We start from the raw sequence: 25,647 nt of genomic DNA, 5'->3' as shown, positions 1-25,647 counted from the left end.
TTATAACGCGATGTGATTTGTTGTGACAGAAATTTGGTATCCTTTGCACCGGAAATTTTTGCTAAATAACGATCGCCCACTGCTTTTCTTAATAAATATTCTCACCTCGCTCTGAAGGTGGTTTTTAGAGTTTTTTCGAGAGTTATAAGGTATTTGATTATGTAATGCAGGTCACATTCTTAAGTGCGAACACTCAGATTTTTGAGTGTGATGGTGCGCCGAATTCGATCGACCAAAAAAAATGACGACGGGCAGTAAGAATAGGTTGACATACCTGAGCTATTTGTGGTAAGTTAAGTGGAATCATTTATTATACATCTGCTACCCAATATCTGCGACACAATTAGTGGTGGCTATGCCAACTTTTTGGTAATCACAGAAGGCGTTTTGGGTCAACGGTTAGACGGCTATACCCGGACTCAATTAAGACTCTGTTAGTATCTTTACTGTTTACATCTACTGATTTTGAGGTAACAAACAATGAAAGACTTAATAATGGGTTATGCAACCAACTGTAAATTCGATGATTTCTACAGATTCGTTGCATCAACTCGTCAGCATTGTGATCCAGATAAAGTTGATATTGTTGTGTTTATTAATGCCTTAGGGGATGAGTTCGCAAAGGTAGCTCTAGAAAAAAATATTACCCTTATACCAATTGAAAATGTGTGGAAGTGGGTGACTAGCTCAAAAATCCTAAATCTCATCTATCACGCAAAGATGGTGGGACTGCAAGCTTTAATTCGACTAAGTTCAGGCTCTAACCGTACCTACTTAGAGGAGGATTATAGGAGTACGGTTGCCAATTGGATTCACCCGCTAGCAGGTCGGTGGATTACTTACCATACATTCCTTAAGGTTAACTCCAGTTATCGAATGGTTATGACTTCAGATGTGCGTGATGTTGTTTTCCAAGCTTCTCCCTTCGAGGACTTAGACTCTAGTAAGCTTCACGTTTTTGAAGAAGCAGGTATTTATTTTGGGCCGCCCACTCCAGAAAATGTAGATAGTGAATGGGTGAATTCTGTTTATGGAAAAACAACTCTTGAAAAACTGTTGGGAAAACCTATACTCTGTGCAGGGACAGTATTAGGAGGAAACCATCTCATGATGCAATTAATTGAATTAATGGTGGTGGAGGCTCAACGCCATCGTCGTAAGCCTCTAGATCAAGCAATGTTCAATAAGGTGATTAACTATGAGTTTCCCAGTAACCAAACAGTGAAACATAATTTGAAGAGTGGTTCCGTCCTCACACTGTGTGGAGATCATGAGGGAGATTGGGAGATTCAGGATGACAAAGTGATGGTTGACGATCGCCTTGTTCCTGTTATACATATGTACGATCGCGATTCTCGGATTAAGGAATTATTTCTCAGCAAGATTCCAAGTCCACAGCAGTAACCTGTAACCGGATTGGTTTAGGAATTATGTAACTGGCTTACCTTAATCGGACTCTGCGATTTTCTCACGTCTGGCTTTAAACCCCCTGAACGGTTACATCCGTGGTGTTCTAGTCGATGAAATTCTGTAATCGCTTCGGAAGTTGAGTTAAACTTCCCCGTAGGGGGAAGTTTAGCTTAAAAAGGGAAACTTTAAGAACATTCCGCTTCCGTTTTTCTTTAACGCCTTGGTTTTACACTAGAAATCCTGCCTTCTCTCAGACTTGGCGACGGCACACCATTCTTGAAATAACACCAAGCTCGATCGCCCTCCACTCCCGGGCTCACGAAAGTAAAAGCCGGACATTGTTCATCAAACACATGGATTTGTTTGTAAATATCCGGGTCGGGTTGGCTAATGTAGATATTGCTATAATCAGGGCCGATTCTGTCAGTATTTAACTCTAAATTCCACCTTGTCAACAGCCACTCGCTGCGGCACAACAGTTTTAGCTTCTGCACCAATCATCCCCAAAGCAGAGGCTGCACTACTACGCACATTTGGATTGGAGTCTTTCAGCAACACAATTAGCTGCGGCAGTGCAGTTTAAGCTTTTGCACGGATTTTATTCAAAGCAGAGGCTGCACTACTACGCACATTTACATGGGAGTCTTTAAGCAGGAAAATTAGCTGTGACTGTGCAGTTTTAGCTTCTGCACCGAAACTTCCCAAAGCAGAGGCTGCACTACTACGCACAGTTACATCTGAGTCTTGAAGCAGGGCAATTAGCTGTGGCACAGCAGTTTTAGCTTCTGCACGCATCCTTGCCAAAGCATAGTCTGCACGGCTACGCACCTTTGCATCCGAGTCTTTCAGCAACAGAATTAGCTGCGGCAGTGCAGTTTTAGCTTCTGCACCGATACTTCCCAAAGCATTGGCTGCACGGCTACGCACAGTTGCATCGGAGTCTTTCAGCAACAGAATTAGGTGTGGCACAGCAGTTTTAGCTTCTGCACCCATCCTTCCCAAAGCATAGTCAGCACGGCTACGCACAGTTGCATCGGAGTCTTTCAGCAACCGAATTAGCTGCGGCAGTGCAATTTTAGCTTCTGCACCAACCGACACATCTGAGTCTTTCAAGGTTTTAACAAAGGCAGGAATAGCAGGAAGAGCAATTTGTCTTAGAACCTCAGCAGCACTCTGGCGGACTGACAAATTCTGATCCTGCAAAGCTTCCATCCAATCAGGGATGGCTGGTTCACCTATTTTTCGTAACAGCTTAATAGCTGGATCAAGTGCCGTTTCATCGTTACTCTTTAACTTCTCGGTGAGGGAGGGAATCTCTTTGGGATTAGCTGTGGGTTCGTCCTTAATTCCAGCCGCAGCATTGCGAGTCAACAGCAAAGGGGATGTGAAAGATAGAAACGACAGGGCAATTACGGCAACTAATCTTTGTCGGTAGTGCTTCGTCATGGGCCAGAATCCTTGTATTTGATGAGCCGTCTCAGCCATTTGAATAATTGTGTATACATTCTCATCAAACTGTTTCAGGACTCCGGACGATCTAAATTTGTGCTTGTCTGTGGTGAAATCGATCGCCCTAAATACTGCTTAAAAAGCGCCACTTTAAGAACATTCCGCCGTCTAAGGCATAATTATAGGAATCCTTGCAGGAGTCGTAAATTTTTTACCGCACCCCAACCCTCCCTGAACCCGCTCGCTCGGGAGTAAGAAATTCACAAATGATGCGAGGATTGCTATAGATATCTTATATTCGTTCTATGATGTGTTTATGATTTCCGAACCCCTTACCCTCTCAACAAGCAATCCTGTTTTAGCAGCCCAAGGATTAACTCGTCGTTTTGGTGGTTTAATTGCTGTAAACAACGTATCTTTTACAGTTGAAAAACACGAAATTTTTGGATTAATCGGTCCTAACGGCGCGGGCAAGACAACTCTATTTAATCTAATGACTGGACTGATACCTGCTTCTAGTGGCAACCTGATTTATCAAAATGAAAATATTTCCCAATTGAAGCCTTATCAAATTGCTAATAAAGGTATTGCCAGAACTTTTCAAAATATCCGGTTGTTTGGGGAACTTTCTGCCCTAGAAAATGTGGCGATCGCCAGACACATCCACAGTCGATCGGGCAATCCAGTTTTATCGGTGCTGGCGGGGATTTTCGGCTTGCCAGCATCTAACGCAATGGAACGCCAAACCCAGCGAAAAGCCTTAGAATTGTTGGATTTAGTCGGATTGGGCGATCGCGCGGGCGAACAAGCCAAAAACTTGCCCTACGGCGACCAGAGGCGCTTAGAAATTGCCCGCGCTTTAGCCTTAGAACCGCAAATACTTTTGTTAGATGAACCTGCAGCAGGGATGAATCCCAATGAAAAGCACAAATTAAGCCAATTTATCCGAGAAGTACGCCAACAATTCAATTTAACTGTAATATTGATCGAGCATCATGTACCGCTAGTTATGGGGTTGTGCGATCGAATTGCCGTCTTGCATTTCGGTCAGCTTATTGCTTTGGGAAAACCTGCTGTTGTGAGGAATGACCCGGCGGTGATTGAGGCTTATTTGGGAGATGAAACGTAAAAATTGTAAATGTTTCCCCGGCTCTGGCAGGGAAGCGACATCTACAGGCTCCGCCTCGTTTGGTAACATAAAAAATCGAGGCAGAGTCTCTGGTTCTGCGTTATCAGACAGAGCGGGGGAACGAGTAAGATTAATAGTTATTGTTAAATGTATCTCCCAGTCCTATTAAGAGGACTTCAGCTATGAGCCAGGGGTTGAAACCTCTGGCGGAGTCGCGGACTAACCGACTAGCGAACTGTGCCAAAAGAGAGAAAATTTTATCAACAGTCAAGTCACACAAAATGCAACATAGCTCACCCACAACCACCCAAAGCATCCTCTTAGAACTCAAAAATGTTTCTGTAAGTTATGGGGGAATTCAAGCGATACAAAATATTAATCTCACGATTAATGCAGGCGAGGTTGTCAGTCTCATCGGTGCCAACGGTGCGGGCAAAAGTACCACCCTGAGAGCGATTTCTAAAATAGTTAATTTGCGGCAAGGACAAATTATTTATAGCGGGCGCGATATTAGCCGCCGCCAAGCTCACGAAGTTGTGAAATTGGGAATCGCCCACAGTCCAGAAGGGCGGCGGGTTTTGGCGCAGCAAACGGTGTTGAGTAACTTGGAATTGGGGGCCTATATTCGATCGGACTCGGCCGCAGTAAAAGCCGATTTAGAGCGCCAATTTGAGATATTTCCGCGCCTAGCAGAAAGGCGTCGCCAGCTAGCAGGAACTCTCAGCGGCGGGGAACAGCAAATGCTGGCGATCGCCCGCGCTCTGATGAGTCGCCCGAAGCTGCTATTATTAGACGAGCCTAGTTTAGGCTTAGCACCTGCGATCGTCAAAGAAATTTTTGCAATTATTCAAAACCTCCGCTCAACAGGCGTTACAATTCTCTTAGTCGAACAAAACGCCAGTTTAGCACTGCAAATTGCCGATCGGGGTTACGTACTAGAAGCTGGTAATATTACCCTCACAGGTATTGGAACGGATTTGCTAAACGACGAGCGAGTCAGGAGCGCATATTTAGGATGAGTTGGTTGATTTTGGGAATTTTGACCGCTTTTTTTGAAGCTGTCAAAGACGTTTTTGGCAAACAAAACCTCAAAAAAAGTGACGAATATGTCGTCGCTTGGTCTCTCTCATTTTTTTCAGTCATCTGTTTGCTTCCCTGGGTATTATATACAGGAATTCCGCCATTAAACTCTCAATTTTGGCTCGCCCTATTAATCGGAGGTAGCATCAACGCTGTCACAGCCCTCCTCTACATCAAAGCCATCAAAGTATCAGATTTATCCCTGACACTACCGATGGTAGCTTTGACACCATTATTCATGTTGGTAACTTCACCGTTAATTGTCGGTGAATATCCCAAATTTTTTGATTATATTGGCATTTTACTAATCGTAGCAGGCTCTTATTTATTAAATATCAAAGAGAAATCTAAAGGATATTTAGCCCCATTCAAAGCACTGCTGGATGAACCCGGACCCAAGTTGATGTTAATCGTCGCAGTACTATGGAGTATTGCCGCAAATTTTGACAAAATAGGAGTTACAAATTCCAACCCTATTTTTTGGGTATTCTCTTTGTTTGGTACTATGAGTGTGTTGCTACTGCCAGTTTTATTGCACAAAACCCCAAATCCAGGGCGACAAATTTTCAAACAATTACCAATGCTAGCTGCTATGGGGTTTTTCAATGCTATTGGAATAATTTTTCAAATGCAAGCTTTGACATTAGCTTTCGTAGTGCAAGTGATCGCGATTAAGCGTACTAGCGTGTTAATGGGTGTATTGTTCGGTCATTTCCTTTTTAAGGAAAAAGATATTCAACAAAGATTCTTAGGGGCGGGAATCATGATTTTGGGAGTTTTATTTATCAGTTTATAGGTTGAGATTTCCGGGACTTTGACGCTCGTTCTCTCGCCGAATGTAGGGGCGGTGCCCCCGTGCTCGCCCTCTCTCGGTTGGGCGGGGATGTCTGGGTGGGAAACAAGCCCGCGCCTCTATTGATGTATAAGTCATGTTATACTCAAGGCGATCGCACTTTCTCTCACTATTTATTAAGATAAAAAAAATTAATGCACAAAATAGCCGCCACACCAGGAGGTTGGAACCCTCAAGCAGAAGGAGTAATTTTTATTCAGCAAACCCCAGCACCAATAGTATTTATTAGTGCTGCTGACACCGACATTCAAACTCTTGCAGCGGCGGCATCCAAAATGCCTGCAAAATTTCCCAAAGTGCGCGCAGTAAACCTGCTTCAGTTGCAGCAACAACTAACAATTGATACTTATGCCGAGGAAGTTTTAGAACACGCAGAGGTGATAATCTTAAGACTGTTAGGAGGGCGTTCTTATTGGTCTTACGGGTTAGAAATCCTGCGAGAAACTGTGCAAAAAACTAACGCCTCACTGATTGTAATGCCGGGAGAAGACAGTCCCGATCCCGATTTAATCAGCCATTCCAATGTATCGCTGTCAGCAGTCAATCAACTTTGGCGCTATTTCACCGAAGGCGGAGTCCAAAACTTTATTAATGCACTAAAATTTGCCGCCGATACTTGCTTGAAAACTGCTTATAATCCGCCCCTACCTCAAACAGTTTCCCGCGTCGGAATTTATGATTGGAAAAAGCAAATTGAATCGTCTCCAACTTGCGGACACGGGGACATTACTTCTAAATCTAAAGTAGGAATTTTATTTTATCGAGCTCATTACTTATCAGGAAACTTAGCACCAATTGATGCACTTTGTCAAGCTCTAGCAGACCGAAACTTAGTACCGGTTCCCGTCTTTGTGTCTTCTCTTCGGGAACCGGATTTGCAAATAGAATTGCTGGAATATTTCCAGCCAAAAGAATCAGAACCAATTCAATTATTGCTCAACACCACAAGTTTTGCAGTCTCCGGTTTCAGCAGTCAAGAACCGGCACAAAACAGCTTAAAATCCTTAGACGTTCCCGTATTGCAAGCAATCTTCAGCGGTGGCGGTTTGGAACAGTGGGAAACGGAACTTCAGGGACTTTCGCCCCGCGATGTGGCGATGAATGTAGCATTGCCGGAAGTAGACGGAAAAATCATTACTAGGGCTGTTTCTTTTAAAGCCGTACAGACTTGGAACAGCGAATTAGAAACAGATGTAGTAGGCTATGTAGCAGCGGGCGATCGCATTTCATTTGTAGCAGATTTAACCGCGAATTGGGTGAAGATGAAACAAACCCCAGCCGCCAACCGACGCATTGCCATAATTCTGGCAAATTACCCCACCCGCAACGCCCGCTTAGCCAACGGTGTCGGCTTAGATACGCCCGCTAGCTGTGTCGAAATCCTCAAAGCTATGCAGGAAGCTGGCTATCAAATTGAAAACCTACCCGCTAGCGGCAACGAGTTAATTGAACTGTTAACTTCTGGGGTGACAAATGACCCGGAAGGACGCGAATTGCGGCCTGTTCATCAATCTTTGGATTTGGCAGAATATGAAGAATATTTTGCTACTTTGCCGCAGGAAGTGCAAGATGCGATTTGTAAAAGATGGGGGCTTCCGGGAAGCTATGCACAAGATTTTATAAGTAACAATACGTCTTTTCCGATTCCGGGGATTCAGTTCGGTAATGTATTTGTAGGAATTCAACCATCGCGGGGATATGAACTTGACCCCGCGTTAAATTATCATGCACCAGACTTAGAACCAACTCACAATTATCTCGCTTACTATTATTGGCTGCGAGAAAAGTTAGGAATTGACGCCATAATTCATGCCGGAAAACACGGCAATTTAGAATGGCTTCCAGGTAAAAGTATAGCATTGTCTAACAAATGTTATCCAGAAGTAGCATTAGGCGCGATGCCGAATTTTTATCCCTTCATTGTCAACGATCCGGGGGAAGGTTCCCAAGCAAAAAGACGATCGCAAGCCGTGATAATCGACCACCTGACACCGCCGATGACTCGCGCCGAACTCTACGGGCCTTTGCAGCAGTTGGAGACCTTAATTGATGAGTATTGCGAAGCCCAAAGTTTAGATCCGTCCAGATTGCCCATGATTCGCGATCGCATTCTCGCCCTCACCAACAAAGAAAACTTAGATAAAGACTTAGGAATACAACTAAATAAATCGGAATTTACCGAATTTATCACTTGCACAGACGGCTATCTTTGCGAACTCAAAGAATCCCAAATCCGCGACGGATTGCACATTTTTGGGCAGTGTCCCGAAGGTAGACAGTTGAGAGATTTGATAATTGCGATCGCCCGCCATCCCACCAACGGGCGATCGGGCTTAACCCGCGCCCTAGCAGAAGACTCAGGCTACGATTTCGACCCCTTAACCTGCGATCCAACGTCGATAATTCAGCACCGCACAGCAGGCGATTTAACAGCAGAACTCGAAGAAAAAGCCGCTGACTTAGTAGATGATTTAATCGAAAACATCCGCATTAATCCGCGTTCATCTGCGGTTATAAGTTCCCAAACAGGAGAAGCAACTAAACACGAATTAGACTGGATAAATAACTATCTTTTACCTTCACTCCTCCAAACAAACCAAGAAATTACCAACCTTTTGCGCGGACTAGATGGGCGGCACATACCAAGCGGCGCATCCGGCGCGCCCACTCGCGGCCGACCAGATGTATTGCCCACCGGTCGCAATTTTTACTCAGTAGATATCCGCGCCATTCCCACAGAAACCGCCTGGAGAGTTGGCAGAGTTGCTGCTGAAACTTTAATTGAAAGATACACCCAAGAAAACGGCGAATATCCGAAAACTTTGGGTTTGTCAGTGTGGGGAACATCCACCATGCGGACAGGGGGAGACGACCTCGCCGAAGCCTTGGCGCTGATAGGAGTTCAACCAGTTTGGGATGGCCCTTCGCGCCGGGTTGTAGATTTTGAAATCTTGCCAGTTTCTGTTTTGGGGCGGCCGCGCGTTGATGTTACTTTGCGAATTTCTGGCTTTTTCCGCGATGCTTTTTTTAATTTAATTGATTTGTTTGACAGTGCGGTAAAAGCTGTGGCCGATTTAGACGAATCGCCAGAAAACAACCCTTTAGCAGCACAAGTTAAGGAAGAGATTTTGTATTGGGAATCTACAGGTTTGAGTCAGGAAGAGGCGCAAGGGCGATCGCAATTTCGAGTCTTTGGCTCAAAACCAGGTGCTTACGGCGCAGGACTTCAAGGCATCATTGAAGCTCAAAACTGGACAGACGACAGCGATTTAGCAAAAGCTTACATTAATTGGAGCAGTTACGCCTATACCTCCTCTAGTTCCTCAAATTTGCAGGGAGATGTAGCAGGAGTTAAACAGAGTGAATGGGGATGTTCTGCACCCGAAGCATTTGAAAAACGCCTCGGCCAAATGCAAATAGTTCTGCAAAACCAAGACAACCGCGAACACGACATCCTCGACTCCGATGATTATTATCAATTCCAAGGCGGAATGACTGCCGCAATTCGCAATTTGCAAGGCAAAAATCCTGAAACCTATTTCGGAGATAACTCGATTCCCGAAAATCCGAAAGTGCGGCAACTGAGAGAAGAAATTGCGCGGGTTTATCGCAGCAGGGCTGTGAATCCCAAATGGATAGAAGGTGCCATGCGACACGGTTATAAAGGCGCGTTTGAAATTGCAGCAACTGTAGATTTTTTGTTTGCTTACGATGCTACGGCAAATTGTGTAGAGGATTTTATGTATGAAGGAATCGCAGAGGCTTACATTTTTGATGAGAAAGTGCAGACATTTATTCAAGAAAACAATCCTTGGGCACTGCGAGATATGGCGGAAAGATTGCTAGAAGCTCGTCAGCGGGGGTTATGGCAGAGTGCGAACCAGGATACATTGGATAAATTGAGGTCGATCGCCCTTGAAGCCGAAGCAGTCATCGAATCCCATACATAAATACTCAAAAGTCACCATCGCCGCTGCAGACGAATGGTGGCTTGCGGTAATATCTATTAATGTTTCGCGATCGCTGAAAGCTTTATGATTCGCCGCTACATTGCTAGCATCAGCACCAGCATCCTCAAACGTACCTGTGCCGCAACCGCCTTGCTAGCCTTAACTTTGGGATGTTCGTCAACGAAGCCGCCCAACACCGCAGCGCCATCGGGTTCGATCGAATCGGCAGTCCTAGCCCAGTCCCCAACGTCTCTGTTAGCCCGAAATCCCAACAAATCCAAAAAATCCGTCCGCGTTCCCTCATGCCCTCAAAACGATGGCTTCACCGAGGCAGTTAACTTTGCCACCCAAGCTTCTAATTTGGCTCAATCAGCCAATTCAAAACAAGACTGGGACAAAGTAGCCGCCCTGTGGGTACAGGCCGTCGCCTGGATGCAAGCGGTTCCCGCCGGCAGTCCCAGACGGGCGTTTGCGGAGAAAAAAGTAATCGAGTACATGAGAAACCTGGTTTATTCCCAGCAGCAAGCGAGCGCAACCAGATCGCAAGCCAGTACAGTCAGCTTCAGCAGCGATTTGCTAAACGAACAACTAGAACTTTACCTATCCTACGTTGCGACTGTCGGCCCACCAGATGTTTTGATTGTCGGCAGTTCCCGGGCATTGCAGGGCGTCGATCCCAAACAGCTAAAACAATCTTTGGCCCAAAGGGGCCGTCCGGGCTTAAAAGTATTTAACTTTTCAGTCAACGGCGCAACTGCACAAGTAGTTGACTTTCAACTGCGGCGGCTTTTGAAGCCGGAGCATTTGCCTCAAATGATTGTCTGGGCGGATGGTGTGCGCGGATTTAACAGCGGCCGGGACGATCGCACTTTTAATTCGATCGTCGATTCTGAAGGCAGCCAACTTTTAGCAGCAGGCATTCGCCCCGAACTGCCGTCGGATGAACCCAAGGAGATTCCGCTGTGTTACAGATTCCCGCAGCCCTGCGCTAACAACACTTTCCGCAAAGCATTGGCATCTGTCGATCGACCTTTCAGGGGCGGGCAAGAGGCCCACCCCACACTCAAATTCCTGTCCAGTGGAACCGGCATCTTGCCTGTTGCTGACACCCACCCCACAATCAAATTCCTGTCTAGTGGAACCGGCATCTTGCCCGTTGCTGAGAATGCTGCAAGATATGAGTTAAAACCGATCGCAGCGAATGCAGCAACCCAAAAAGCACAATTGATTCCAGTCTCGCGACGCACAACAGTAGCCATCAGACAACTCAACCAATTGGCAGATTCGATCGACTCTAACGGATTCATGGCTATATCGGGCACTTACAACCCCAACACTTATTATCGGGAACGCGCTTACGTTTCAGGCCAGTACGATCGCGACTACGAAAACTTCAACCTCGGAGGCAAACAAGCAACAGCCTTTAATTCAGTTGTAGCATTTACCAAAGCTCGCAAAATTCCCCTAATTTTCGTTAATTTGCCCCTCACCAACGACTACTTAGACGGAACTCGCCTGTGGGCAGAACAGCAGTTCCGGCAGCGAATGCAGCAACTCTCGCGGCAAAAAGGCTTCGCTTTCCGCGACTTGTCGCAGCGCTGGCCGGGCCGTAACGACTATTTTTTTGACCCCAGCCACCTCAACCGCTTTGGGGCGATCGCAGTTTCTCGCCTACTCGCGGCCGATTCCAGCATTATCTGGCCGCGGCCCAAATCCAGCCGCAGCGAGGGATAATACCATTTTCGATTTTCGATTTTCCATTAAAGAATTGGGAATGACAGATGATATCAAATCCGCCCTTCATCGGAATTATTCATCTCTGTTCCCTTCCTCTGTATCCTCTGCGTCCTCTGTGGTTTAATCATTCCGATATAACCGGAATTGATATGAGATAAGGGTTTGCAGCTTGCCAAAAATTGGATTACTTTTTGGAATGGCTATAAACCAGAGGCAGAATCTCCGAGGGGAGATGCCCTGCGGCATCGGAATAATATTTTTCCGAGTACAACAGTGCGATCGTCCCGGTCGCGGCACTTCAGTCTAAAATCTAATCATCTAAAATCTAAAATCTAAAGTCTAAAATCGATGTGCGGTGCGATCGTCCCGCTCGCGGCAATTCAGTCTAAAATCTAATCATCTAAAATCCAAAATCTAAAATCTAAAATCGATAGGTTGTGCAACTAAAACAAGTAATTATCGCCCACAAAGCCAGAGATACCCTCAGCCAGCGGTGGGCAGAACAGTGTGCCCGCCAATTAGAAAGTCGCGGGTGTCACGTTTTAATGGGGCCGAGTGGCCCGAAAGATAACCCGTATCCGGTGTTTTTAGCTTCTAGTAACAGCCCAATTGATTTAGCGGTAGTGCTGGGGGGCGACGGTACGGCCCTAGCTGCTGCGCGGAATTTGGCGGCTGACGGCATCCCGATTTTGGCAGCGAATGTGGGGGGACATCTGGGTTTTTTAAGCGAGTCTTTTGAGGATTTCCAAAATACTGAGGATATTTGGGACAGACTTTCGGAAGACAGGTATGCCGTACAGAAGCGGATGATGTTGCAGGCGGCGATTTTTGAGGGAAACAGAACTAATCTTGAACCGGAAAGCGATCGATTTTTGGCACTAAATGAAATGTGTGTCAAACCTGCTTCAGCCGATCGAATGCCGAGCTGTATTCTAGAAATGGAAGTTGACGGCGAAGTAGTCGATCAATATCAAGGCGATGGTTTAATTGTGGCAACTCCCACCGGTTCGACTTGCTACACCGCATCTGCCAACGGGCCGATTATGCACTCGGGAATGGAGGCGATCGCAGTTACTCCGATTTGCCCTTTGAGTTTATCCAGTCGGGCGATCGTCCTGCCGCCCGGTTCAGTCGTCAGCATTTGGCCTTTAGCAGATTACGAACTCAGTACAAAACTCTGGACAGACGGCATTTTGGGGACTGCAATTTGGCCAGGACAGCGCGTAGACGTGCGGAGGGCAGACTGCGAAGCCAAGTTTATTATTTTGCGGGAAAACTATTCTTATTACAACACTTTGAGGGAAAAACTTCACTGGGCAGGAGCCAGAATTCGCTATAGCAACAATCACCGCAATTAATCCGAATCATCCACCATGAAACTGCATTAACCCGTGGGGCCCGTAAGCGTGAAAAAACCAACAATCATACAAAAACCGCCCTCAGCCAACGCATAATCTCTGTACTTTGTTAAGATCGCTCAATATCTTGACAAACAGCCTGATCTATGCATATTTTCCACAAATCACCCCGACCTTTCAACCCTCAAGATACATATCCCTGTCCCGTGTGCCGCACCGGTCAAATTTATACCATGCCGATGATGGACGCCCTAGCTTGCAACTTCTGCCAGCACATTTATACCGCAAGCGTTGAAAGACAATCGCTCCAAATGGCCGATCGCCAACCGCCCGTAACTTGGCACTGGAACGGCAAACGGTGGATAGGAGCCCACCTCGAAGGCGTAGAATTCGGATGGCCCTACTTGGCAGCGGCTATTGGTCTAATTTTCCTTCCCACTACCTTGCTGGGACTTTCAGCTTACTATTTTCCCCCGGTTCCCGGCAGCCGGTTGTCGTGGGTGCCTGCAGCTTGGACAGGCTTAGCTTTTTTGTCGCATTTAGGCATCGTGCTGTGGTTGGTAGGTGAATTTTATCAATTCCCGGTGGTCACTTACTTCAGAGCTTGGGGGCGCAGGATACGCCGGCGCTAGCTTAAATGCTCTCTAACAGGCGATCGCCCTCGGGTGGCCCACCGACATCGATCCAGGTAAAATTAGAGGCGATCGCAAAACTATCGCCCAAATCCGTACTTAAGCAGCTATAATCGATAGCTATTCTAAATAGTCAGATACAAACGCATTGCGATTTGTGAGGAGACGAATGAACATACTTGGAATCTCGGCGTACTATCACGACAGCGCCGCAGCCTTAATTCGCGATGGAGAAATTATAGCCGCAGCGCAGGAAGAAAGATTTTCCCGCAAAAAGCACGACGCCAGATTTCCCAAGAATGCGATCGCTTATTGCTTGAAAGAAGCGAAAATAGATTTGCGGGAACTCGATCGAATAGTCTTTTACGACAAACCTTTAGTCAAATTCGAGCGCCTTCTCGAAACCTATTTAGCCTACGCGCCCCAAGGTTTTCGCTCTTTCCTAACAGCCATGCCGATATGGCTCAAAGAAAAGCTTTACCTCAAAACCATGCTCAAAAGAGAGCTCGCAGAAATGGCCAACTGCAAAACGAATAAACTGCCATCTCTGCTATTTACCGAACACCACCAATCCCACGCAGCATCGGCATTTTTCCCCAGCCCGTTTCAAAAAGCAGCCGTTTTGTGCCTAGACGGCGTGGGCGAGTGGGCAACAACCTCGGTTTGGTTGGGAGACGGCAACGAACTTACACCTCAGTGGGAAATCGATTTTCCCCACTCCTTGGGCTTGCTTTATTCAGCTTTCACCTATTACACCGGCTTCAAAGTCAACTCTGGCGAATACAAACTCATGGGTTTAGCTCCTTACGGCGAACCCAAGTATGTAGACAAAATTCTCAACTATTTAATAGACCTCAAAGATGACGGAACTTTCCGTTTGAACATGGATTATTTCAACTATACTGTTGGCTTAACCATGACAAATAAGAAGTTTGACGAACTGTTTGAAGGGCCGCCGCGTCAAGCTGAAGGAAAATTGACTCAGCGGGAAATGGATATAGCCGCTTCCATTCAAGTTGTTACCGAAGAAGTTGTTTTGCGGCTTTGCAGAACAGTTAAAAAAGAATTGAATGTCGATTATCTTTGTCTTGCGGGCGGCGTTGCTCTCAACTGCGTTGCTAACGGCAGACTCTTGCGGGAAGGTATTTTCAAAGATATTTGGATTCAGCCGGCGGCGGGAGATGCTGGCGGTGCTTTGGGCGCGGCTTTGGCGATTTGGTACCAGTATTGCGAACAACCTCGCACTGTGAGCGCGAACTCGACAGCAAATAGTACAGAATCCCTCAAGACTGAGCTTGTCACTACAAACGCAGCGGTTGAGGAGAGGAGTGAAGTTCTCACTGCAAACCAAGCGGTGGCAACTTTGGCGAAGTCTGTTGCTCATTTAACTTGTCACGATCAAATGCGCGGCTCTTATTTGGGGCCGAGGTTTACTGACGCAGAAATTCTCGAATATTTGGATGCTGTCAAAGCCAGCTACCACCGATTGGACGATGCCGAATTAATGCCGCAGTTGGCTGAGATTTTGGAACAGGGAAATGTGGTGGGATGGTTCCAAGGGCGGATGGAATTTGGGCCGCGGGCTCTGGGCGGTCGATCGATCATTGGCGATCCCCGCAGTGCTAAAATGCAGTCCGTGATGAACCTGAAAATTAAATATCGGGAATCATTTCGACCTTTTGCGCCGTCAATCTTAGCCGAGCGAGTTGCGGATTATTTCGAGATTGACCATTCTAGCCCTTATATGCTATTAGTAGCACCTGTCAAAGCGAGTCTCCGCATTCCCATGACTGCGGAACAAGAGCAGTTGTTTGGCATTGAAAAGCTCAACATTCCGCGCTCAGAAATTCCGGCTGTCACCCACGTCGATTACTCGGCTCGCATCCAAACTGTTCACAAAGAAACCAATCCTCGCTACTATGACTTAATCAGCCATTTTGAAAAGCGATCGGGCTGTTCGATTGTCGTAAATACTTCTTTCAACGTCCGAGGCGAACCCATTGTTTGCACTCCAGAGGATGCTTACCGCTGTTTCATGCGAACCGAAATGGACTATCTGGTTTTGGAAAATTACTTGCTTCCCAAGTCCGAACAAATTCCTTGGAAACAAGATGATGCTTGGAAAAATGAATTTGAACTAGATTAGTCATTAGTTATTAGTTATTAGTTATTTGTGGGAACGAATAACTAATAACTAATTCCCAATTCCCAATTCCCAATTCCCAATTCCCCATTTCTAATGAGCGACGAAATTAAAAAACTCGACAAAAAAGGCTTGCGCGATTTCGGGCTGCTAATTGGCGGCTTGATTGCAGTGATCTTCGGTTTAGCAGTACCTTTACTGCGGCGGCATTCTCTACCTTGGCTGCCCTGGGCAATCGGCGCCGTCCTAATCGTGCTAGGATTGGTTGCGCCGAAATCGCTGAATCCCGTTTATCACGCATGGATGCGGTTTGGACTGCTCCTCCACAAAATCCAAACGCCGCTCGTCTTAGGGATAGTTTTTTACCTGATAGTTTGGCCGATGGGAGTAATCAAAAATATTTTCGGCGAAGATGCAATGCGGCGAAAGCTCAATCCGAAAATGGATACTTACCGCATCCCAAGTAAAGCAAGAACAAAAGTTAGTATGGAGCGTCCTTTTTAAGTGTTTGAAGCAACTTTAGATTTTCTCAAAGATTTGTGGGCGTTTATGAAAGAACGCCAAAAGTATTGGATGTTGCCGTTAATTGTGACTTTAGTCTTTTTAGGAGCTTTGATTGTATTGAGTCAGGGTTCTGTGATTGCTCCGTTTATTTACACGCTGTTTTGAAATAATGAGCAAGTTGAAAAATTTGGGTGTCAATTTAGGTTTGACACTCGGCGGTTTATTGATGGGGGTGGTAATTGGTGAAGTTGGGTTGCGAGTTGCTAGAGTTGAGGGCTATCCAAAAATAAGAGATTTCGTAGACTCGGCGCCAACTGGTTTCCACACTTCCGATCCGAATTTGGGCTGGAAGCTGAAACCGGGTGCGTCGGGGGAGTGGAATGGGGAAGGTGCGAGTCTTGTGCAGGTCAATAGCGAGGGTTTGCGCGATCGTGAACATACAAAAGCCAAACCTCCAAATACTTTGCGCGTGGCGGTTTTGGGCGATTCTTTCACCGAAGCAATTCAGGTACCTGTCGAACAAACTTTCTGGTCGAAATTGGAACGAAAGTTAGGCAACTGCGAAGCTGTTAAGGGACGCAAAAATGTTGAGGTCATGAATTTCGGGGTGCAGGGCTACGGTACTGCTCAACAATTGATAATGCTGCGAAAAAAAGTGTGGGATTACAGTCCTGATATTGTAATTCTTGCTTTTTTTATTGGTAATGATATAATTAACAATTCGCCGCAATTGGAATACGATCGCTACCGACCATTTTTTGCTTATGATGCTAGCGGCAAGTTAGTACCGGATATGTCTTTTCGCAATCTGGCGCCGATCGACCGCAACGAAAGAGCAGTTTCCTTCGTAGACCGGATGCCCACTTTTCTCGTCAACAATTCGCGCATTTTGCAGGTCATTAAAAAAGTAGACTTAGAGCGGAAAAAGCGTGAGTTATCGCAGGATTTTACCGCTTTAAGTACCCAAAACCTCAAGGAACCTCAGGATGCAGCTTGGCAAGAGGCTTGGAGGGTGACAGAGGGTTTGATTGTGACGATGCGGAATGAAGTCGTGCAGAAAAATGCTGATTTCTTGGTTGTGACGATCGGCGATCCGATGCAAGTTAGACCGGATGCCGAGAGGCGAAAAAATTTTATGAGAAAGAACAACATTCAGGATTTGTTTTATCCCGATAGGCGGCTGGAAAAATTGGGCGCGCGCGAGGGTTTTCGGGTACTAAATTTATCCGAACAGATCCAAGGTTACACTGAAAAATATCAAGTCTGCGCCCACGGTTTTGAGAACTCTGTACCCTGTGGGGGTCACTGGAATGAACTCGGGCATCGGCTGGCTAGTATCCTGATTAACAGAAATTTGTGCGAAAATTTGAAGCAGTCTCAAGTTCCCAAAAAACAACCGTAAGCCGTCAAATTTCATGAAAGATTCAACGGTACTCGAAAAAAGCAAAAATATATTAATTATAATAGCGGTTAATTTGGCGATCGCCTTTATTTGTCTCGAAGCTTTGTCGCTAGCTTTTTATTTTATAAAACAAAAGCAGTTTTTTTATACCCGAACTAAAGCTAAAGAACAAGTAGTAGAAGATATTGAACGGCTCGGAATTAGAGTAGATGAATCTATCGTAGAAAGACTGCACCCGTTTTTTGGCTACGTGCTCAACCAAGGTGCTTTTACCAATGAAAAATTAAAGTTAAAAGTCAACAAACACGGCTTTTTTTCCCTCTACGAATATCCATTTGTTAAAACCAATAAAAAACAATTTATTATCGGAGTTTTTGGCGGTTCCGTTGCCAACAATTTTGCAGTAGATGAATATAAAAATCAAATATTGTCTAAAAAATTGCAGAGTTATCCAGAATTTGCCGATCGCGAAATTGTGGTTTTAAATTTTGGCAACGGCGGCTACAAACAGCCCCAACAATTACTAATTTTAAATTACTTTCTGGCTTTGGGTCAAGAATTAGATTTAGTCATCAATATTGACGGTTTTAACGAAGTAGCACTGTCAAATTTAAATAACAAAGCCCGAGTAGAAATAGGAATGCCCAGCGTTCAGCACATACAGCCGTTAACAGGTTTAGCGAGCAATAACGTGTCACCGGAAGTGATGAGTTCGATCGTACAAATTAACGAAAACAAAAAACAGTTGAAAGCAGGTATTGACAAATTGGAAACTTGTCAGCTTGCTTTGTGTCACGCTGTTACCTCGCTACAGGTGAAACAATTAATCAACCATTATCAGCAAGCCGTTGTCAAGTACGATACGCAAGTCAAACAATCCAACTCAAACCCGGCAAATAGCAGTATAGTGTACATTCCCAAAGCTGACTCTGTTTTCGAGGATGCCACTGCTTTTAACAAAATGGCATCGATGTGGTACCAATCGTCGATCGGGATGAATCAAATTTTATCAAGTAGAAAGATTAAGTATTTTCACTTTATCCAGCCCAACCAGTATTATCCCACTAAGCGAGCGTTTACCGCCAAGGAAAAGGAAATCGCGCTTAACAAAGAGAGTCCTTACATTGAAGGGGTAAAAAAAGGTTATCCGGTGCTTTTGTCCAAAGTCGATGATTTGCAAAAAGCTGGGGTTAATGTTTTTAGCGCAGTGAATATTTTAGACAATACAAAAGAGACGGTTTACAAAGATGCCTGCTGCCACTATAATTCAGTGGGAGAAGAAGTATTGGCAAATTATGTTTCCAGTTCAATTATTAAAGTAGTCAGGAAGTCGAAATAGAGGTTTATGAAAGATTTAAAAGTCCTCCAAAAAGAACCACAATTTCTAACAATTGCTTTGATTAACTTAGCGCTTTTACTGGTTTTCCTGGAACTCGGTTCCTTGGGATGGTATTTTGTCAAGCACAAGCAATTTTTCTATACTAGAGAAAAGACGGAAAATAAGTCGGATTTAGGAATTAATTTAGAAGGAGTGCGGCTGAACAAGTCTATTGTCGAAAGGTTTCATCCTTTTTTTGGGTTTATTCAACAACCCAGCGCTGATTTTAGACCTGGTTTTAAAGTCAATAATTATGGGTTTATTTCTCCTTACGATTATCCTCTGAAGAAAACTAAAACTAATCAGTTTTTTATCGGAGTTTTTGGCGGTTCTGTGGCTTCCGATTATGCAATATTTCAAGTTCAGAATCAAATTTTACCTAAATACCTCAAACAGTTGCCCGGTTTAAAAGATAAAGAATTTGTAATTTTGTCTTTTGCGACGGGAGGCTACAAACAGCCACAGCAATTATTAATTTTAAACTACTTTTTGGCTTTAGGTCAAGAATTAGATATGGTCGTCAATATAGATGGTTTTAATGAAGTAGCACTTTCTAATTTAAACAATAAAAATCAAGTCGATTTGGCGATGCCAAGCATTCAGCATATTTCGCCGCTGGCTAACTTCGCGAATAATAGCCTTTCTACTAAGGCTATGGAAGCAACTCTCCGAATTCAAGAAAATAAAACTAGGATTAATGAGGGTTTGGAAAGTTTGCAACACTGCTCTTTAGCGGCGTGCAATGCTTTGACTTCTGTTTACGTTCAACAGCTAGTAAATAACTATAAAACAGATGTTCTTAAGTTTGAAGAAGAACGGATTAAACAACAAAAAAATGGCAGTGGCAGCGTTATTTATATAAATACTAATAAGTCGGTTTTACAGGATTCAGTAGCTTTTAAAAACATGGCGGACAATTGGGCGAAAAGTTCAATTTTTATGCACAAAGTCCTGTCGGCTAGTAATGTGCCTTATTTTCATGTTCTTCAGCCTAATCAATATTATCAGACGAAAAGGGTGTTTGGTGAAGCCGAAAAGCAGATTGCTTTTAACAAGGAGACTCCTTATGCTAAATCTGTACAAATTGGATATCCGGCTCTTTTCAAAAACTTTCCGAATTTGGAAAAAAATAATATTAATCTACTGAATGCTGTGAATGTTTTTGACAAGACTAAAGAGGCTGTTTATGTAGATAGCTGCTGCCACTACAATCAAGCTGGAGAGCTGGTTTTTAGCAATTATGTAGGTCGTTCTATTCTGGAATCTTTGCGGAAAGATGAGGCTAGAAGCAAAAAGAAGTAGGTCTGAAATATCCGCTGAATGGTTGATGTAGGGTGCGCCTAGCGCACCTTACCGCTGAGTTTAAATTTTAGGTATTTGGTTGGGCTTTAGGTCGATCGGCCGCTGATTCGAGTGGCATTACCAAGATTTTATCAACTCGGTTCCCGTCCATATCGACTACTTCCACGCGCAAACCGTTCCACTCAAAATGCTCCGCTGCTGTGGGAATTTTGCCCAAATTGGTAATCACAAAACCGCCCATCGTGTGGTAACTTCCTTTGTGTTCGGGTGACAATTCTTCGATTCCAAACAGCTCAAAAAAATCTTCGACTGCTAGCATTCCGTCTAACAGCCAAGAACCGTCTTCGCGCTGCACGGCTTCCGGCTCGTCAGCATCTTCAATCGAGGGAAAGTCGCCAACGAGTTCGACTAAAATGTCGTTGACTGTAACCAATCCTTGAATCACGCCGTATTCGTCTACCACCAAGGCAATTTGATTGCTAGATTGCTTGAAAAGCTCTAATACTTTTAACCCCCGCGTGCTTTCCGGTACAAATAAAGGCCGCCGTAAAGAAGCGCTTAAATCGAGGGGTTGACCGGTTAAAGTCCTCGACAGCATATCTGTAACGTGTACTAAACCGAGCACGTTGTCGAGGCCTCCTTGACAGACGGGAAACCGAGAATGACCGCTGCCGAGCATTTTTTGGCGGTTTTCTTCTACTGAGTCGTCGAGGTCGAGCCAGGTAAGATCGGGACGCGGGGTCATTAAGGCGCTGACTCGCCGATCGCCCAAACGAAAGACTCTTTCTACCATGTCTTGTTCGGCTTCTTCAAAGGTTCCGGCTTCTGTCCCTTGCTCTATTAAAACTTTAATTTCTTCCTCTGTAACTTGCGGTTCTGTTGAAGGCACAATCCCCATGATCCGCATCACTAAGTCAGTGGAATGACTTAACAGATAAACCGCAGGAGCGCCAATTTTTGAGAGCATTCGCATGGGAATTGCTACGCTAGAAGCGATCGGCTCCGGGTTGTTGAGCGCTAGCCGCTTCGGCACGAGTTCGCCGATAATTAAGGTCAGATAAGTGATGGTTAAAACTGCTACTACTGAGGCGATCGTCTTAGAGTAGGGCGCGAGGGCAGGAATCAGCAGCAACAAAGGCTCTACTCTTCTAGAAATCGTCGTTTCTCCGAAAGCGCCCGACACAATAGCCAGCATCGTAATCCCGATTTGAACTGTCGGTAAGAACTGATTGGGGGCATTAGCCAGATCCAAGGCTACGCGGGCATTGGTTGAACCTTGGTTAGCCATCTGTTGCAGTCTCACCTTCCGTACAGAAATGATGGCCATCTCTGACATCACAAACAAGCCATTGAGGAAAACCAGCAGGAGAACAATCAGAATATCGGTACTTGGGGACATTTCTAAAATTTTCGGTAGTAACGGCGAAGCGCTCTGCCCGGTTAAAGGAGAAGCCTGCAAGCTGCGAATCTCGATCGCAAACTCGAAATTTTTTCTAAACCTGTCACTAGATTAACGTCCCGGGCTCGATCGCGATCGCAGGATCGACATATTAAAGCAGAAATCTATCTCCAGTTAAGTTCCAAGGCGTCAACAGCAGAGCGGCACAATCATGGATGTTTGTCGTACAATCTCCTTAACAGGCAAAGGGAAAGAGCCTTCGCCGATCAGGGATTAAAATTAAAAGCGCATGACTTTCTCTTCAATAATTCGTACCCTGGGGCGATCACCCCTAGCCACAGAACTCCTCAACAAGCTCAAGCGCCATCGCTGCTTGCAACTCAACGGCATCGCTCGCTTGCCCAAAGGTTTAGTAGCTTCCGCCCTCGCACAGCAAGAAGGGCGGAGTTTACTGGTAGTGACGGCCACTCTAGAAGAAGCGGGCCGCTGGGTGGCAGGGCTGGAGGCTATGGGCTGGCAGACTGTGCATTTTTACCCAACTTCGGAGGCTTCGCCCTACGAGCTATCTTACTCCGACGAGAACGAAATGACTTGGGGACAAATGCAGGTGCTGGCGGATTTGGTCGAGAAACGAGAAACAAACGCCAATTCTAAGCCGATCGCGATTGTAGCTACCGAAAGAGCTCTCCAGTCTCACTTGCCGCCACCTGCTGCTTTTGAACCCTACTGTCTGACGCTGAAGCGAGGTGCGGTTCAAGACTCGAAGATACTTGACCGCCAACTGGTGTCGATGGGGTACGATCGGGTGGCTCTGGTGGAAATGGAGGGTCAGTGGAGCCGTCGCGGTGATATTGTCGATGTGTTTCCGGTGGCGGCTGAGTTGCCGGTGCGGCTGGAGTGGTTTGGGGATGATTTGGAGCAAATTCGGGAGTTCGATCCCTCTTCGCAGCGATCGCTCGATAAGGTCGAGCGATTAGTTTTAACTCCTACTAATTTTAACACAATTATTAAAGCAGTTTTATCTGAAAAAAAGCTTGATGCAATCAACCACCTAGGCTCTTTCGACCCCGAAAATGAAGGGGAAAATGAAGCGGAAAGATTTGTCCGCAGGCTGTTGGGTTTAGCGTTCGAGCAACCTGCATCTTTGTTGGATTATTTGACAGAAAATACTTTAGTTGTTATTGACGAACCCCAAGGGTGCGAAGGTCACAGCGACCGCTGGTTTGAGAATGCACAGGAACAGTGGAATAATTGCAATCGGGAATCGGCAGTTGCTGGTGAGGCCACAGAAAAATTGCCACTTGCTAATTTGAAAGTTCCGAAAATTCACCGCACTTTTGCTGAATCAATGGCAGATGTCGCAGCTTTCGATCGGCTAGAACTTTCAGAATTGGCAGAAGATCCTACTGCTAAAAAATTTCAAAGCTCTGCGGATATCGACCAGCTAGCGCCTGCGATTAATTTGGCCAGCAGGCCTGTGCCGGTGATGCCTCACCAATTTGCGAAGCTGTCTCAAATGCTCAGGGAAGAGCGCGATCGGGGTTTTACCATTTTTCTGGTTTCTGCTCAACCGAGTCGATCGGTTTCTCTGCTTTCGGAACACGACTGTCCGGCTCAGTTTGTGGTGAATCCGCGCGATTATTTGGCGATCGACAAATTGCAATTGCAGCACATTCCGGTTGCTTTGAAGTACAGCGGGCTGGCAGAATTGGAAGGGTTTATTCTGCCGACTTTTCGGATTGTTTTAATTACCGATAGGGAATTTTACGGTCAGCATTCTTTGGCTACTTTTAGCTACGTCCGCAAGCGCCGTCGCGCTGCTTCTAAGCAAGTAGACCCGAATAAATTAAGCCCTGGTGATTATGTGGTTCACCGCCAGCATGGAGTGGGTAAATTTATCAAGTTGGAACGTTTGACGATCGATCGCGAAACTCGCGAGTATTTATTGATTCAATACGCTGACGGTACTCTGAGAGTGGCGGCAGATCAGTTGGGGGCTTTGTCGAGGTTTCGGACTGTAGGCGATAAAGTACCGGATCTAAACAAGCTGACCGGCCAAACTTGGGAAAAAACTAAAACAAAGGTTCGCAAAGCTGTTAAGAAATTGGCAGTGGATTTGCTGAATCTTTATGCTAAAAGAGCTAAACAAACAGGTTACGCTTTTCCTCCTGATATGCCTTGGCAACAAGAATTAGAGGATTCTTTTCCTTACCAGCCAACCCCGGATCAGTTGAAGGCAACTCAGGATGTGAAACGCGACATGGAGGGCGATCGACCGATGGATCGCTTGGTCTGTGGCGATGTTGGTTTTGGCAAGACAGAAGTTGCTCTGAGAGCGATTTTTAAGGCGGTTACGGCGGGCAAGCAGGTGGCTTTGCTCGCGCCGACGACGATTTTGACCCAACAGCACTATCACACGCTCTCAGAGCGTTTTTCCCCTTATCCGATCGAAGTTGGTTTGCTCAATCGCTTTCGCACGGAAACCGAGCGCCGGGAGATTCACAAGCGTTTGGCGACTGGGGAATTAGATGTGATTGTCGGTACTCAAGCTGTTTTGAGCAAAGCCATTAAATTTCGGGATTTGGGCTTGTTGGTGGTGGATGAAGAACAGCGGTTTGGAGTTAAGCAAAAGGAAGCAATTAAAGCTCTCAAAACAGAGGTAGATGTTCTGACTCTGACAGCAACGCCGATTCCCCGGACTTTGTATATGTCGCTGTCGGGGATTCGCGAGATGAGTTTGATTTCGACTCCGCCTCCCAGCAGGCGCCCGATTCAGACGCATTTGGCTCCCTATAACCCGGAAGTGGTGCGATCGGCAATTCGTCAAGAATTGGACAGGGGCGGTCAGGTTTTTTACGTGGTGCCGCGGATTGAGGGGATTGATGAGTTGGCCGCTCAGTTGCAGGAGATGGTACCGTCTGCCAGAATTGCGATCGCCCACGGTCAAATGGATGCTTCGGAATTAGAATCGGTCATGCTGACTTTCAGTGCGGCAGATTTCGATATTTTGGTGTGCACGACGATTATTGAGTCGGGTTTGGATATTCCGCGTGTCAATACTATTTTAATTGAAGACGCGCAGCGCTTTGGTTTGGGTCAGCTTTACCAGTTGCGGGGACGGGTGGGACGCGCGGGGATTCAAGCTCATGCTTGGCTGTTTTATCCCAAGCAGAACAAGCTGTCTGATGCTGCAAGGCAGCGGCTGCGGGCAATTCAAGAGTTTGCCCAGTTGGGTTCGGGCTATCAGTTGGCCGTCCGAGATATGGAAATTCGCGGTTCGGGTGATGTTTTGGGTACTGAACAATCTGGTCAAATGGAGGCGATCGGTTTTGATTTGTATGCTGAAATGTTAGAGGAGGCTATTCGGGAAATTAAAGGTCAGGAAATTCCGAAAGTTGAAGACGCGCAAATTGACCTAACTTTGACGGCGTTTATTCCTGCCGATTACATCGCAGATTTGGATCAAAAGATGAGCGCTTACCGGTCTGTGGCTTCTGCTAATACCCCTGAAGAATTACAGCAGATTCAGGCTGATTGGTGCGATCGTTATGGGCCGATTCCTCTTCCAGCCCAGCAACTTATCCGTGTGGTCGAACTCAAACAAATCGCTAAAAAAATCGGTTTTTCTCGGATCAAACCGGAGAATAAGCAGCACATAGTTTTGGAAACAGCTATGGAGGAGCCTGCTTGGAATTTGCTCAAGGCTAATTTGCCGGAACATTTGCGCTCTCGTTTTGTCTACAGCAAGGGGAAGGTTACTATTCGAGGTATGGCGGTTTTGACGGCCCAAAAGCAATTAGATAATTTGATTGATTGGCTGGGTAAAATGCAGGGCGCTTTGCCGGAAGCAAATGTTGGATTTTAATATATAATCCCCAAATCTAGCGCACCCCCGAAACCACAGAATAATACCGATGGAAC

General features: G+C 45.7%; 15 protein-coding genes and 1 pseudogene. 14 read left to right on the top strand and 2 right to left on the bottom strand.

Annotated features, from left to right (window positions below):
• The first annotated feature begins 480 nt into the window (after positions 1 to 480).
• Positions 481 to 1,404, top strand: a complete 924-nt coding sequence (locus D0A34_20815; GenBank protein UNU20975.1) for a hypothetical protein — start codon at positions 481 to 483, stop codon at positions 1,402 to 1,404.
• Positions 1,405 to 1,833: 429 nt separating this feature from the next.
• On the opposite strand, the pseudogene D0A34_20810 reads toward D0A34_20815, so the two are convergent.
• Positions 1,834 to 2,856, bottom strand: a pseudogene (locus tag D0A34_20810) (HEAT repeat domain-containing protein).
• Positions 2,857 to 3,175: 319 nt separating this feature from the next.
• Here D0A34_20810 and D0A34_20805 point away from each other — a divergent pair.
• From D0A34_20805 to D0A34_20750, 12 genes are all read left to right on the top strand, one after another.
• A complete protein-coding gene (locus D0A34_20805) occupies positions 3,176 to 3,988 on the top strand; it encodes an ABC transporter ATP-binding protein (protein UNU20974.1) in 813 nt (270 codons plus the stop codon).
• A 281-nt stretch (positions 3,989 to 4,269) separates the two neighbouring features.
• Positions 4,270 to 5,007 carry an ABC transporter ATP-binding protein gene (locus tag D0A34_20800; GenBank protein ID UNU20973.1) on the top strand — a complete coding sequence of 246 codons (738 nt, stop codon included), beginning with the start codon at positions 4,270 to 4,272 and terminating at the stop codon, positions 5,005 to 5,007.
• On the top strand, positions 5,004 to 5,864 hold the full coding sequence (locus D0A34_20795) for an EamA family transporter (GenBank protein UNU20972.1): 861 nt from the start codon (positions 5,004 to 5,006) through the stop codon (positions 5,862 to 5,864). The genes D0A34_20800 and D0A34_20795 overlap by 4 nt, the downstream gene beginning before the upstream one ends.
• Before the next feature lie 191 nt (positions 5,865 to 6,055).
• Positions 6,056 to 9,871, top strand: coding sequence for a cobaltochelatase subunit CobN (gene cobN, locus D0A34_20790; protein ID UNU20971.1), 3,816 nt, complete (start codon positions 6,056 to 6,058; stop codon positions 9,869 to 9,871).
• Between the two features lie 84 nt (positions 9,872 to 9,955).
• Positions 9,956 to 11,605: a hypothetical protein gene (locus tag D0A34_20785; protein UNU20970.1), complete on the top strand. Its 1,650-nt coding sequence runs from the start codon at positions 9,956 to 9,958 to the stop codon at positions 11,603 to 11,605.
• A gap of 440 nt (positions 11,606 to 12,045) precedes the next feature.
• Positions 12,046 to 12,966 (top strand): NAD(+) kinase, encoded by a 921-nt coding sequence (locus D0A34_20780; protein ID UNU20969.1) that lies wholly within the window; start codon positions 12,046 to 12,048, stop codon positions 12,964 to 12,966.
• Positions 12,967 to 13,112: 146 nt separating this feature from the next.
• Positions 13,113 to 13,598 carry a hypothetical protein gene (locus D0A34_20775; protein UNU20968.1) on the top strand — a complete coding sequence of 162 codons (486 nt, stop codon included), beginning with the start codon at positions 13,113 to 13,115 and terminating at the stop codon, positions 13,596 to 13,598.
• Between the two features lie 169 nt (positions 13,599 to 13,767).
• Positions 13,768 to 15,744: a hypothetical protein gene (locus tag D0A34_20770; protein ID UNU20967.1), complete on the top strand. Its 1,977-nt coding sequence runs from the start codon at positions 13,768 to 13,770 to the stop codon at positions 15,742 to 15,744.
• A gap of 93 nt (positions 15,745 to 15,837) precedes the next feature.
• Positions 15,838 to 16,245, top strand: coding sequence for a sxtJ (locus tag D0A34_20765; GenBank protein ID UNU20966.1), 408 nt, complete (start codon positions 15,838 to 15,840; stop codon positions 16,243 to 16,245).
• Positions 16,246 to 16,414: 169 nt separating this feature from the next.
• The gene (locus D0A34_20760; protein ID UNU20965.1) at positions 16,415 to 17,647 is read left to right on the top strand and encodes an SGNH/GDSL hydrolase family protein; all 1,233 of its coding nucleotides are present in this window, start codon (positions 16,415 to 16,417) and stop codon (positions 17,645 to 17,647) included.
• Positions 17,648 to 17,660: 13 nt separating this feature from the next.
• Positions 17,661 to 18,986, top strand: a complete 1,326-nt coding sequence (locus D0A34_20755; GenBank protein UNU20964.1) for a hypothetical protein — start codon at positions 17,661 to 17,663, stop codon at positions 18,984 to 18,986.
• Between the two features lie 6 nt (positions 18,987 to 18,992).
• Entirely contained in the window at positions 18,993 to 20,327 is a 1,335-nt protein-coding gene (locus tag D0A34_20750) for a hypothetical protein (GenBank protein UNU20963.1), read from the top strand.
• A 67-nt stretch (positions 20,328 to 20,394) separates the two neighbouring features.
• On the opposite strand, the gene D0A34_20745 is transcribed toward D0A34_20750, so the two are convergent.
• A complete protein-coding gene (locus D0A34_20745) occupies positions 20,395 to 21,726 on the bottom strand; it encodes an HlyC/CorC family transporter (protein ID UNU22394.1) in 1,332 nt (443 codons plus the stop codon).
• A gap of 289 nt (positions 21,727 to 22,015) precedes the next feature.
• Here D0A34_20745 and mfd point away from each other — a divergent pair, with 289 nt between their 5' ends.
• Complete coding sequence (mfd, locus tag D0A34_20740; GenBank protein UNU20962.1) at positions 22,016 to 25,591, top strand: transcription-repair coupling factor; 3,576 nt, start codon at positions 22,016 to 22,018, stop codon at positions 25,589 to 25,591.
• Positions 25,592 to 25,647: the final 56 nt, after the last annotated feature.

The organism is Microcoleus vaginatus PCC 9802 (assembly GCA_022701275.1).
GTDB lineage: Bacteria > Cyanobacteriota > Cyanobacteriia > Cyanobacteriales > Microcoleaceae > Microcoleus > Microcoleus vaginatus_A.
The sequence above is the reverse complement of the archived record's forward strand: the minus strand, read 5'-3'. Positions and strand labels throughout refer to the sequence as shown.